Here is a 12,312-nt window from a genome sequence, read left to right as displayed (position 1 = left end):
TTTAAAAGTTAACCTCTTATGAAAACAAACCTGTCACAGTATCCCATGCTTTTTTAGCCGTATCCTTCGTAGTGTTCCACATAGCTTTGCCAGTGTCTTTCCAGTTTCCTTTCCAATGTGAGGCAACAAAATTAACACCTTTGGAAACCGCCCAAACTCCAGCTCCAACAGCTACCATGCCTGCGCCAACAGCCTGAGCACCGGGTATAGCAGAAGTAACAACACCTGCATTCATGAGAGTGTCACCTAAACTTGCTGTAGCATCTGTAACCGCAGCAGTTTTTTCAGCACCAGAAGCATCACTCGTCACCACATCTACTGCATTTGCTGTATTATAACCAGTTTCAATAGCAGAGAAACCAGTACCAACCGCTGCAGTAGCCACATTAAACTTTGATAAGGCCCCCACCGATGAAGCTGGTGGTGTTACGCCGTTAACATTATCTGCCGTATTAGCTAAATCTGAAGCATTATCTATGTTATCAATAGTATTTCTGGCATCTTGTAAATCTCCGATAGAATCTGCGTATCGGCGAGCATTATTAAAATCTTTCACGCCATCGATACCGTCGGAAACATGCGTATACGTATCATATGCATCAAAAGCTATATTATCGCCCACACCAAGCTTGAGGCCATTTACAAGTAAATTAGAGTAAAACCTGCCACCGTAATTCATGCTGGCGTCGTAGCCTAAATCTCTCATGTTTTGACTGGTTATCATATCACCAGCCATGTTTACCTGTCCCATCATGACATCGTTTATGACGTATTTGCCGACATCATATTCATCAGGCAATGACGGAGAGTCTTCTGGGGAGGCTGCTTCACCTTCTGTTCCATTTCCGTCAAAGCCATCTCCATTCGTTCCATTACCACTATACCCCGGCATTAGCCATGGATTAGCTAAACCGCCTGGACCATAGCCATAACCCGGCTGCGTCCATGAATCACCTGGTGTGCCATTTCCTGCATAACCATCACCTGACCATGGATTCCCCGCACCTCCAGGGCCATAGCCATAACCTGGCTGTGTCCACGGCGCACCAGGTGTGCCACTTCCCGCATAACCATCACCTGACCATGGACTTCCCGCACCTCCAGGACCATAGCCATAACCTGGCTGTGTCCATGGCGCACCTGAGGTTCCATTCCCATTAAAACCGTCATTGGACCAAGGGTTTCCATTCGTACCACCTTGAGACCAGCCTCTAAGATACCATGGAACCCCATTCCAGTTTTGTCCTGTCCATGAATTCGATCCTTCAGTGCCATTTCCATTCCATGAATTACCCTGCCAAGATTCACCTTCCCATTCTAAATCAGACCCGTCCCATGGCGTACCTTCCCAAGATTCACCTTCCCACGGATCCCCTGTCCAGGATTCCACTGCATAAACAGCTGGAACGAAAACCGGCTGAACCGCCATAAATGCGATCGCCATCAACACAAATAATTTCTTGAGCCACTTATTCATAGACTCACACCTGCTTTCTTAATTTAGATTTTCCTGAACTTTGACTTCAAGTGTCTCAAGTGCTTCACGCCACTTAAGAATATATGATGTCATAAGCATGATAATAAAAGGATAAATAATCATATTAAGCGTCATTTGGGTGATCATCTGCGCTGCAAAAGAAGACGTAATATTAAATAGTTGATATGTAACGAAAATACCGAATAAAAGTTCAGCTAATCCTGCGAACATTACGATTAACATAATCTTAAAGAAGTTCTTTTTGCCAATCCGAAAACCTTCTTTTAATGATTTCCAGACTGATTTTTCGTCGAAGATACTGATATACGGAATCGGGAATACAAGCGCAAGAAAAATTAATCCCGGTAATACAAAGAACATAAACCCTATGGTACTGAGGAGGGACACAATACACGCAAACACAAATACTGTAAATCCGTTTACCAGAAAATGATAGAAAGTGTTACGCATGTTATTTTCAATACCTTTATATTCGTTATAAACAAAACGAATGTAAGGAACTTGTGCATAGAGATAAAATAATAGTGTAATAAGTCCGTAATAAATATCAGCAAACGAGTACACATTTGAATAACTAGGAGTAATCGCGTATATGTAATTGGTAACAAATGAATGCACAATCAACAACGGTAATGTTGTTGTCAACATAAGGACAAGTATCTTTTCAAATGCCCCTGTGTAAATTTCCCACGTGTATTTTAACGGTTTTTCCATGGTTATCGCCTCATTATCAAAACTTAGGATATCTAAGCTTTTTCAATGTTTTTCTTTTCACCTTTTCAGTAGTTTCCAAAGCTACTCTTTTCACAACTTTTATAAATTCTTCTTTTGTTAGAAGATGCATATTTTCCTGATATGTTATTTCTTGAAGTTCTTTGTGGAATTCCGCTTTACCAGTTGAAAATTCGGAAAGATACACCTGAATATCTCTATTGGAATAAGACTTTATTTCAGGATTCGATTTGGAAATCTCAAATACCTGTTTGAATTTATCAATTGTTTGATACTGTGTATACAACTGTTTGTACTGTATATATTCAAATTCACCCATAAACTCCAACAGGTCAAGCGTGTCTTTTTGCGTAAAGTGTTCAATGGTTCCATCATGCACTTTTTCTTGTTCAGCATAAAACCGATTATACTTATCAACCAGTTCTTTTTGTTTATCCAATATAAATTCTACTAAATACTTGCAATCCAGAAATAATTCTATTTCATCAAAATTGACTTTTTCAGTTACTTCTTTTAAAAATGAATACACTTCCTCAAAAGAGAACATGCTAATGTCCGCTCTAAACCCAGCATGTTTTAATAAGGAGGAAGAAAACCTAGCATATTTCAATAACCATTCCAACGCTTCTTTATAATCAACAATCTCATCAGGTGCTTGTGGTGAGATCACTGCATAACCATTTATTTTTCTTCTTTCATAAATAACAAAAAAGAATTCATTTTCATTAATAATATAGCCACCGGGATTGATACTAAAAGTTTCAAAGAGTTTTTTATGCTTTTTAGCAATTTCTTCTAACTTCGGGTCTTCACTATTCATGTAGCCTCTCCTCCTGAAAGGTTTTTAGATAGAAAACGGGAAAATCCCGTTTTCTATTAAGAGAATAGACCTGTTACAGAGTCCCAAGCCTTTTGGGCTCCATCTTTAATCGCGCTTCCAGTCTTTTTAACTGTATTACCAAGTTTACTAGCTGCGGATTTAATTTTATCGAAATTATTTGCTGCGAATTTAACACCTTTAGAAACGCCCCATAATGCGGCTCCTCCAGCAATCGCTATACCGCCAGCTACTCTTGCACCAGGCACTGGGGCTGCGAGTGCAACTGTGCCGGCATTCATTGCAAAATTACCAGCATTTTCTCCAATACCGGCAACTGAAGCTGTTCTTTCAGAACCGGAAGAACTATCCCAATCGCCGACAGCACTTTTGACACTGTCCAATGTGCCGGTACCTGACGCTACTGAACCTAGCATAGCCCCGGGAACACTGAATTTAGATAATACTTTTTCTACGGGCGCCGCTTTAGCAAGATTTGATGCTTTATTTAATCCTTGTTGCAACTTAGAAGTTTTTGAGTTTTGTTGCAATGAGTTTTTCGTTTTTGACAAAGTTTCTTCTGTATCCGTAACAGTACTTCTTGCATCTTTAAACTTCTGATAACCTTCATAACCTTCAGCTAGAGTACTACCAGTATCGTAAGTATCTGTTACTGTATTATCCACACCAGCTAATTTGAAGCCATTAACAAGAAGGTCCCCCTCATTCTTAAGCCGGGTTCCCACTTATGATCAATTCCTGCATCCAAATAACGCTGGTGTGCCAGTCCGGTCTCCGCTAACTGAGCTTGACCGCCTAAAACGTCACTTACCACATATTCTGCAGCTTTAAATCCCTGGCTATCATAAAATGGCGTGGATACACTATTAGTTATGTTTCCAGAATCAAAGCTCCCTTCCGGTTTCGTTCCGGGTGGTCCGTCTAGATATCCTGGCGACAGGTTCCCTAAATAACCACTATAACCATCTTGTAGCCATGAATTTTCTCCATATGGACTTCCTTCATACCCTTCTTGCATCCATCGATTCCCATTTGTTCCATCTCCATCAAATCCGGATTGAGACCATGGATTACCAGAATTCCCATCCTGAGAAGCTCCAGGACTTTCGCCTTGCCATTTAAAGCTAGATCCGTCCCAGGGGTTCCCTTTCCAAGTGTCTCCACTCCATGTATTACCTTCCCATGTGTCCCCACTCCAGGAACTAACGGCATAAACTGTAGGAGTTATTACGGGAAAGAACGTTATTAATAATATAGCAGCTAATAGCAGGCTTTTATTTAACCAATTGCCAATATTTATCACCCACTTTAAACCTTCCCAACGGGTGCTAGTTCTCTGTTTGTTTATTGTATTTTTCTTCAATTGATTGTTTCGCTTCTTGCAGATCTTTTTCCCTAAGTTCTTGCAGATCTTTTTCAAGCTGGTCGACTGTGCTGTTCATTTCGTTTATTACCGGTTCTAGTCTACTTTTAAGTCCTTTACTTTGATCAGAGGTTATAAAATTAAGATTCGAAGCGATATCAGCCACATTGTGCATACGATTATCTATTCTCATTGTTGTAAAAGACCATTTGTTATGGAGCTCCATTATATCAAAGCTGCTACTCACTTCTTTGGCCTCCAAATCACCCAGGGCATTATTTTTCCATTTACTCCATGCTTCCATAACTTCTTCAGCACGATCAAATTCTTCCTGTAAATCTTCTTCATTATTAGCGGACGCAAAAATTCCTCCAGATACCTCAGCCATCTCTTCCAGCTGTTTCTGTGCTTCAGCATCAGTTTGGAAGCCAATAATATTAATGATGGGACTGGCATTGGACTCGGAAAGCGATTTGGCTACTTCAACAGGGTCGCCATCACACGTCTCGATACCATCACTCACGACATATATTAAATTTGTATTATTCTTTGCATCAAATTCTCCTAAAGCATCTTGTGACTGTTTCAGGGCATCTGCAAGCGGTGTCCAACCCTTAGGCTGAAATTGATTCAATGAATTCTGAAAGTCTTCTTCGTCATAGGAGTCAAAACCATATACCTGTTCAATAGCGTTACATGACATCTCTTTGTCACTATCGGCACCTGTCCCCTTGTGACCATGCACTCTCAAGGAAACATTCGCTTCCTCAGGTACCTCTGAAAGAAAACTATTAATTGATTCCTTGGCAACATCCATTCTTGTTCCATTTCCGGCTAGGTTTGCCATACTGCCGCTGGAATCTAAAATAATTTCAATATTATAGTTCTCTTTAAATTGAAACTTCGCATCTGGTAAATCCGGGTTTCCGAAGGATGCAAATTCCCACTTTTTAACCATATCTTCAGGGTTCGGATAATCCTCTTTCACAAGTGAATACATGTAACGCAGATATTTTTCATACTCTTCATCACCCGGATCCTCACTCATGGGACCTAATTTATTCAGTTGTTCTTTAATTTCGTCTTCCATATCGAATAAGCTTTCGACATTTGCAAGTGGGCCAGGTTTCTGACTTGCCAATCCTTCTTCATCGGTTGGAATTGGCTCAACATCTGAAAGAGATATTTTCTGTGAATCGTCCTTAGTAGTTTCTGATTCAGAATCATCGGACTTCTCATTCTGTGTTTGTTCTATTTGTTCTTCATTCCCTTGTCCGTTACTGTTTTCAGTTTCATTTGATTTTTCATTACCATCATCATCTGTGCAGCCTGTAAAGATTATCAAAACAGTCATGATTGATAATATCCAGCGCCAACGCATCTTTTTCAACATGACTTAACCCCTTACTTCTTTAAGCGCTAAAATTATTCTAAATAGTTAAACATTATCCGCCAATATCATTAATTAATTGATTAAACTTGGTTACTAACGTCTCCCCAAAATCTCCCCCACTGAAAGCCTGTGACACTACTCCTACAATGATAACAATCACCGCAGCAATGCCAATCCACTCCAACGTTTGTGAGCCACTTTCATCCTGTTTAAATTCTTCAACCTTGTTCATCGCCTTCACATAAATTCCATTTACCAATTTCAATTCCCATACCTCCATTTTTAGAATAAATTAAAGATACTGTTTTCACCCATCAGCATATTCATGATCATCAATCCGGCAATCATCAATATAGAAACGGGTGCAATTAAAAACGTTGTAACCAATGTTACCTTTGGCGAAGCCTTTGCCGCCAATTCCTTCACTTGCTCCTGACGTATTTCCCTCAATTCTTCTGCTTGGATTTGAAAAGTCTTTGCTATCGGTATTCCGAGATCCATCCCCTGTATCAACGCTTTAATCAGTGACTGAAATTCCTCGTTATCGTTTCGTTTTAGAAGTTCACGGTATGCCTTTTCACGTGGAACGCCAAGGTCGATTTCCTGATTAAAACGCGAAAATTCTTCACGAATGGGACCATCGAAATATCGAATCACCTCCCTTAAAGCATTATCAAGGCTCACACCGGCTTGAAGACTGGTACTCACAGTGTCCATAAAATCAGGCAGATCATTTCTAATCAACTGCTGTCTTTTTTTGACCTCCCTTCTGATTAACACAATCGGTATGAAATAGCCAATTACCGGGTTTAATACAAGCATGTACTGGGAAAATGGAAGCCCGACTATAATGGATAGAAATCCAGTGAAAAATCCGATAATCAGCAAAAATATCTTCAACCCCTGAAATCGGGCGACCGTCAGTTTTAAAGGATTTCCCGATTTTCTAATCCATTCTTCAACCATATGATTTTCGCTAAAAAAATTGATACGCTGACCCAAATCTGCAAAATCATCTGCATACTTGGTCACACGGCTGAAAATTTCAGCACGTCTGTTTTTCTTTTTTTCTTTTTTTTCAAATGGATCAACATAAGTAACTTCCGACACATGCCCCAATACATAACGTTTTTCATTCAGGAAGGACCAAAAATGTTTCAAACCCAGCAATATACAAAACCAAAAAGCGATTATTGATAAAATAATAAATGCGTCCATAGCTACACCTTTATGTTTGTGATTTTACGTATGAGAAAGAATGACAGTATAATGGCTGCCAGAAAAATAACCAAAATAACCAACCCAAATCCGGACCATAATGGATCGATGAACCCATCAATCACATTATTCATAACAAGAAGTAAAAATACCGGTAATGCAGGTACAATAAACGAAATATATTTCTCTTCAGATGTCATCGTTTTAATGGTCTGATTGAGCACTTTTCTTTCTTCAAACGTATTGGCCATCGTATCCAGTGTCAGGGCTAAATTGCCGCCTGTCTTTTTCTGAATAAGTAAAGTTGCAATAAACAAGTTAAAATCACGTGATGTATTGCGTTTTTGCACTGCTCGAAAAGCCGTCTCCAAATTAACTCCCAATTTCAATTCATTAGAGATTCGCTTAAACTCATTTCCGGCAGGTGCTGCAACCTCACGGGCAGCAATGTCAATCCCTTGATTGATTGTTAAACCGGACCTTGCCGCATTGCCCAAAATTCTGCAGATTTCACTCAGTTGATCATTAAATCTAAGTTCATAGCTGTTTTTCCGAAAATAGAATAAAAGATAATTAGCTACAAATAACAATAACATCGGTAAAGCCATGCTCAATCCAACCGGCATTCCAAAAATGGAATAAAACGCGACAAACAATACTAAATATCCGACAACTAATATTCCCAAGTATTCAGATGGCAATAGTTTAAGATTAGCGTTGTGCAATTTATTTCTTAATTTCTCCGAGGATTCCTTCTCATCAAATCTGTCTCCCCACTTACTGATGAAACTTTTTCTTTTTTCTTCAGGAAACCATTCCTTTACTTTCTGTTTCCATTCTTTTTTCTGTGATCTGTATCCAAGGAAAAAATAGATACATAGGAGAAAAAATAAAACACCTAAACTATAAAGAATAGACGCTGCTAGTTCCATAGCTGCTCTCCTCCTTTGGTGTAAACAATTCTTTGTCAATGTCGATGCCAAACACCTCTAAATGCGGCAGACATTTTGGGATTACACCTGTTGGAGTAAAGTGCCCCCGGACATTTCCTTCGCCATCAACACCCGTACGCTGGAATCGGAATATGTCTCTCACCTCAATATGATTTCCTTCAATTTTTTCAACTTCTGATATGTTTGTTATTTTCCGAGTTCCATCTGTTAAGCGCTGCACCTGCACGATATAGTCAAGGGCCCCCGCAATATAATCGCGTATGACATGTGTTGGCAGATCCATTCCGGCCATGACAACCATTCCCTCGACACGATTAATAGCGTCAAACGGTGTGTTCGCATGGACAGTTGTTAATGATCCCTCATGACCTGTGTTCATTGCCTGCAGCATATCAAACGCCTCCGATCCCCGAACTTCCCCAACAATAATACGATCGGGCCGCATACGAAGCGAGTTTTTCACTAGATTCCTGATGGTTACCTCACCACTTCCCTCCACGTTGGGTGGACGTGCTTCCATACCAACTACATTCGGCCTGTCGAATTTCAGCTCTGCTGAGTCCTCAATTGTGATAACCCGTTCGCCATTAGAAATCGATTTGGCAAGTGCATTTAACAGTGTCGTTTTACCACTGCCGGTACCACCGGAGATAAGCAGGCTTAATTTCGTTTGTACCAATGCTTGCATAAACATGGACATCTCTTTCGTGAAAGTTCCGAGTTCATCCAAATCATCCATCTTAAATGGTGTTTTTCGGAACTTTCGGATTGACAGTAATGTCCCCCCTAAGCTGATTGGTTCAATTACTGCGTTCACACGGCTTCCATCCGGCAATCTGGCATCAACCATCGGCGAACTTTCGTCAATCCTTCGCCCGAGCGGTGCAACAACCCGGTCAACAATATGCCTGACATGTGCTTCGTCTTTGAAAGAAATATTAACCCTTTGAAGCTGCCCGTTTTTTTCAACGTATACTTCTTTCGGATTGTTCACAAGTATTTCTGTAATCGAGTCATCTTTCAATAATGGTTCCAGCGGCCCAAAACCAACACTTTCATCAATCAGCATAGTCAACATTCGTTCTTTGTCTTGTCTTGGGATAACAACCTTTTCTTCTGACATAAACTGATTGATGAAACGTTCAATCTTCAAACGTTTATCAGAATCACCCAAACTTGTTATCTGATCCAAGTTAACCTCAGTCAGAAGTCTGGATTTATAATGCTCCACCAGTTCATCCAGATAGCCGGAATTGGAAACAATACCGGTATCTATGTCATTGTCGTCCGGTTGTCCTTTGGTATTTCTTTGAAAAAGAGACACGATACCACCACCATTTCATTACTATTTCAGCATTGAATGAACCCATTTATGTACATCTTTGGAAAAAGCAGGCAGTTTTTTTTCCTGAGGTTTTTTCCTTAATGGTTCACCCTGATTAATATATGCTTGAACGTTTTTGATATCTTTCCTGATTTCCGATGCTACAGGATAAGTTGAAAAACGTTCCAAATCTTTTTTGGTCAGCTCACTATCTTTTCCTTTAAAGTTAATGACAAATTCAAGTCTGTCCTTGGTGATGACACCCAAACGCTGAAACAAGTTTTCTACACTTTTTAACACGCGAATTCCAACTGTATCGAGATTCATTAAATAATAAACGCGGTTAGCTTCCTCCAAAGCAGCCAAAGTTCGTTCATCCATCCATACCGGTAAATCAATGACAATAAAATCATAATGCCGTTTACTTGCCCTTAAAAGCTTTGCTACGAAATCTTCAGTTACTTTCTCAGCTAATTCGGCATCTCTTGGGCTTACAAGCACATTTAAGTCCGAGTGTTCCTCTTTCTCTGATACATTTCGGATGTGATGTTCACCGAGTTCTTCCATAACCGGCAACAAATCAATTATGGAGCGATTACTGTCAAGCCCCAGAAATGTCTCAGCCCCTCCATAATGCAAGTTCAAATCTATAAACAGAACTTTTGCCGTCGATTCCAGCTTCAAGGTCTGCGCGAAAGTTGTACTGATCAAAGATTTTCCTGTGCCACCGCTCCCGCTATAAAAAGCGAAAATCTGTCCACCACCACGTTTGAAACTGGATTCGGCTTCTTTTTCTTTTCGCATCTTCACTTCGCTTGCCATAACTTCCAGCCGTTCCATCAAAATCAGTTCTTCACCCGGGAGCACATAAAAATCAGTGATACCCAGCTGATTAAGACTTCTTAGAAGACTGAAATTTTCCTCATCACCCGCACATATAATAGAAGAATCCGGATGCCCGGATAGCACTGTCTGCACATCATCTGTTGCGGACTCTCCGTTATTTATGATTAAAATTAAACGTGCATCTATTTTTTTTAAGTCATTGACAGTAACAAAATGGAGTTGAAAAGATTCATTTATTTGCTCTTCTAATGTTGCTGCAAGTTCTTCATTATCCCCGATAACATAAATTTCGTTTACTCTACTCATACGGTTCCTCCATCAATACATCTAAACATTTAATTATCATTTCCATTATCGTTTTCGTTGTTATTGTTGTTGTTATTAGATTGCTCTTCCTCGTTGTTAGAATCATTGCCTGATTGTGAACCATTTGCATTGTCATCAGCGGCTTCTTTTGCCTCATCGCTCTTCTCTGACTCCTGTTCTGATGAACTCCCTGATTGATCCGCTTCGGCCACGTTCGCTTTCACTAACCGCAGACTGTCTGCATAATTCTGCATATGTATTAATTCCGAAACTTTTTCATATGGAACTTCCAACTGGACACCGGAAAAATCCCCTTCATCATTGCTCGCCACCCTTGCAACCTTCACATCTTCCATAAAAATTTCGGTTACCGGTTCATCCCCAAAACTATGGGAAACAATAATATCGGTTCGATCCAATGCCGTGAGTTCCTCATCAAAAGCCACCTGTTCCGATCTTAATACTGAGACCAACCGATTATTAGCTTCTGTAACTGCAGAGGCATCTTTCAAAATGTTTGCAGTTATAATATCTCCACCCGACAGTGGTACAACCGAAACTTTATTCATCAGTTCCTCAACATCTGTTATATGTTCATCGCGAAGGTACTGTTGTGGAATTTGCTCAGTCGTTACTTCATCAGGGGTTATGATTTTCCTTGACGGAATTTCTTCTTCGGCTGAATAAACCGTCACCATCGTACCAAGGTCGCTATTTAGCGCCTGGACTTTTTGCAAAACAAGAAATCCGGAAACTGCTGCTAATAAAACTGCTAGTAAAAAAAATATAATTGCTCTCCGTTTAGACTCCAGCATGTGCGGTGAACCCTCTTTCTACATAGTTATACTTTGATGATTTGAGTTTGAGAAAAATATCTTAGCATCATCATCGCAAAAAATATAGATATGTCAAACATGTGACAAAAAACAAGCACTTTCGACTAGGCCATAAGTTTCAGTTCATTTAATTAAGATGTTTGAAGTAAAATTCATATCCACGAGAAACATAGGTATTAATATCTATTAAATTAGCAAAAAATGGATCTGAATTTACAATCTATAGGTATTTTTACGGTTTTTTAGTAATAATTACCATTTAGTTTGAATTCAGACTAATTTTTTGGGATAAATTGACATCATAATACGACAATAATGGGATAAATTAACCATAAGAAAGAAAGGATGAGGTGGATGGCTAAAAAACGAAAAAAACAATACAGCGATTTTTCGAATGTGCGGAATCAGCAAAACCTGGTCCCTGAAGAATTCCCGGAAGGACCGTTTGGATCGGAAATAAATGATGGTAAATTGGAAGGAAGTAAATCCACACCGTGGAAAGAAGGCCAGAGGCGGGAGAGTGCGTTTGTTTATCCGGATAAGGAACTGCATGACGATTTACCGAGACAAACCCCCGGGGCTCACCCGCTGCACGATGAACCCGGTGAAGAAAATCCTGACGATAAATAAAGAGCAGCGGCGCCTATGCCTGCTGCTCTTTATTTATCGATCTTTTTCATGATGAAATAGGCACAGCCGAAATTGCAATACTCGTAAAGATAATCTTCCAGTGTGCTTATTTTAGTATCGAAATCGGCCTTGGGGTTCTGATCATCGTAAAAGCCTTTCAATCGTAACTGATCATACCCCCAGTCACCGACAACAAAATCATACTTGGACAAAATATCGGAGAAGCGTTCTTTTAAACGTTCTTCATGAAATCCGTCTTTTTCATTTTCGATGATTTCATATGTCTTTCCTTGTAACTCAATCACAACACTCACCCCATTTGCGTATCACCAGTTTATCATAACCCGGCACTGTTCAACCAATATTTCAGGCAAA

General features: G+C 39.8%; 14 protein-coding genes. 1 reads left to right on the top strand and 13 read right to left on the bottom strand.

Annotated elements, in window-relative coordinates; genetic code table 11:
- Nucleotides 1-16: 16 nt before the first annotated feature.
- The 12 genes from AOX59_RS00415 to cpaB are packed head-to-tail and all read right to left on the bottom strand — an operon-like array spanning nucleotide 17 to nucleotide 11,286.
- Nucleotides 17-1,477, bottom strand: coding sequence for a hypothetical protein (locus AOX59_RS00415; RefSeq protein ID WP_068440222.1), 1,461 nt, complete (start codon nucleotides 1,475-1,477; stop codon nucleotides 17-19).
- 18 nt (nucleotides 1,478-1,495) lie between these two features.
- Nucleotides 1,496-2,212, bottom strand: coding sequence for a YciC family protein (locus AOX59_RS00410; protein ID WP_068440219.1), 717 nt, complete (start codon nucleotides 2,210-2,212; stop codon nucleotides 1,496-1,498).
- 16 nt (nucleotides 2,213-2,228) lie between these two features.
- Nucleotides 2,229-3,050, bottom strand: a complete 822-nt coding sequence (locus AOX59_RS00405) for a hypothetical protein (RefSeq protein ID WP_068440215.1) — start codon at nucleotides 3,048-3,050, stop codon at nucleotides 2,229-2,231.
- A gap of 56 nt (nucleotides 3,051-3,106) precedes the next feature.
- Entirely contained in the window at nucleotides 3,107-3,733 is a 627-nt protein-coding gene (locus tag AOX59_RS00400; RefSeq protein ID WP_068440212.1) for a hypothetical protein, read from the bottom strand.
- A gap of 5 nt (nucleotides 3,734-3,738) precedes the next feature.
- Nucleotides 3,739-4,431 carry a hypothetical protein gene (locus AOX59_RS20120; RefSeq protein ID WP_068440209.1) on the bottom strand — a complete coding sequence of 231 codons (693 nt, stop codon included), beginning with the start codon at nucleotides 4,429-4,431 and terminating at the stop codon, nucleotides 3,739-3,741.
- On the bottom strand, nucleotides 4,397-5,824 hold the full coding sequence (locus AOX59_RS00390) for a VWA domain-containing protein (protein ID WP_068440206.1): 1,428 nt from the start codon (nucleotides 5,822-5,824) through the stop codon (nucleotides 4,397-4,399). Before AOX59_RS00390 ends, AOX59_RS20120 begins: the two co-directional genes overlap by 35 nt.
- A 52-nt stretch (nucleotides 5,825-5,876) precedes the next feature.
- Nucleotides 5,877-6,089 (bottom strand): hypothetical protein, encoded by a 213-nt coding sequence (locus AOX59_RS00385; RefSeq protein WP_068440203.1) that lies wholly within the window; start codon nucleotides 6,087-6,089, stop codon nucleotides 5,877-5,879.
- A 17-nt stretch (nucleotides 6,090-6,106) separates the two neighbouring features.
- Nucleotides 6,107-7,042, bottom strand: a complete 936-nt coding sequence (locus AOX59_RS00380) for a type II secretion system F family protein (RefSeq protein ID WP_068440201.1) — start codon at nucleotides 7,040-7,042, stop codon at nucleotides 6,107-6,109.
- 2 nt (nucleotides 7,043-7,044) lie between these two features.
- A complete protein-coding gene (locus tag AOX59_RS00375) occupies nucleotides 7,045-7,974 on the bottom strand; it encodes a type II secretion system F family protein (protein ID WP_082684069.1) in 930 nt (309 codons plus the stop codon).
- The gene (locus AOX59_RS00370) at nucleotides 7,946-9,319 is read right to left on the bottom strand and encodes a TadA family conjugal transfer-associated ATPase (protein WP_068440197.1); all 1,374 of its coding nucleotides are present in this window, start codon (nucleotides 9,317-9,319) and stop codon (nucleotides 7,946-7,948) included. Before AOX59_RS00370 ends, AOX59_RS00375 begins: the two co-directional genes overlap by 29 nt.
- 21 nt (nucleotides 9,320-9,340) lie before the next feature.
- A complete protein-coding gene (locus AOX59_RS00365) occupies nucleotides 9,341-10,471 on the bottom strand; it encodes a CpaE/TadZ family protein (protein ID WP_068440194.1) in 1,131 nt (376 codons plus the stop codon).
- Nucleotides 10,472-10,500: 29 nt separating this feature from the next.
- Nucleotides 10,501-11,286, bottom strand: coding sequence for a Flp pilus assembly protein CpaB (cpaB, locus tag AOX59_RS00360; RefSeq protein ID WP_156418603.1), 786 nt, complete (start codon nucleotides 11,284-11,286; stop codon nucleotides 10,501-10,503).
- A gap of 375 nt (nucleotides 11,287-11,661) precedes the next feature.
- On the opposite strand from cpaB, the gene AOX59_RS00355 reads away from it, so the two are divergent.
- Complete coding sequence (locus AOX59_RS00355) at nucleotides 11,662-11,937, top strand: hypothetical protein (protein ID WP_068440191.1); 276 nt, start codon at nucleotides 11,662-11,664, stop codon at nucleotides 11,935-11,937.
- A gap of 29 nt (nucleotides 11,938-11,966) precedes the next feature.
- Here the strand turns inward: AOX59_RS00355 and AOX59_RS00350 are convergent, their stop codons facing one another.
- Nucleotides 11,967-12,242: a YutD family protein gene (locus AOX59_RS00350; protein WP_068440188.1), complete on the bottom strand. Its 276-nt coding sequence runs from the start codon at nucleotides 12,240-12,242 to the stop codon at nucleotides 11,967-11,969.
- Between the last annotated feature and the right edge of the window lie 70 nt (nucleotides 12,243-12,312).

It is taken from the genome of Lentibacillus amyloliquefaciens, assembly GCF_001307805.1.
Taxonomy (GTDB): Bacteria; Bacillota; Bacilli; order Bacillales; family Amphibacillaceae; genus Lentibacillus; species Lentibacillus amyloliquefaciens.
This window is presented reverse-complemented; position numbering and strand designations above follow the sequence as displayed.

Bases quoted from the DNA above. Each gene is read 5' to 3' on its own strand.
- AOX59_RS00415 (WP_068440222.1), bottom strand. From the start codon at position 1,477: ATGAATAAGTGGCTCAAGAAATTATTTGTGTTGATGGCGATCGCATTT.
- AOX59_RS00410 (WP_068440219.1), bottom strand. From the start codon at position 2,212: ATGGAAAAACCGTTAAAATACACGTGGGAAATTTACACAGGGGCATTT.
- AOX59_RS00405 (WP_068440215.1), bottom strand. From the start codon at position 3,050: ATGAATAGTGAAGACCCGAAGTTAGAAGAAATTGCTAAAAAGCATAAA.
- AOX59_RS00390 (WP_068440206.1), bottom strand. From the start codon at position 5,824: ATGTTGAAAAAGATGCGTTGGCGCTGGATATTATCAATCATGACTGTT.
- AOX59_RS00380 (WP_068440201.1), bottom strand. From the start codon at position 7,042: ATGGACGCATTTATTATTTTATCAATAATCGCTTTTTGGTTTTGTATA.
- AOX59_RS00375 (WP_082684069.1), bottom strand. From the start codon at position 7,974: ATGGAACTAGCAGCGTCTATTCTTTATAGTTTAGGTGTTTTATTTTTT.
- AOX59_RS00365 (WP_068440194.1), bottom strand. From the start codon at position 10,471: ATGAGTAGAGTAAACGAAATTTATGTTATCGGGGATAATGAAGAACTT.
- cpaB (WP_156418603.1), bottom strand. From the start codon at position 11,286: ATGCTGGAGTCTAAACGGAGAGCAATTATATTTTTTTTACTAGCAGTT.
- AOX59_RS00355 (WP_068440191.1), top strand. From the start codon at position 11,662: ATGGCTAAAAAACGAAAAAAACAATACAGCGATTTTTCGAATGTGCGG.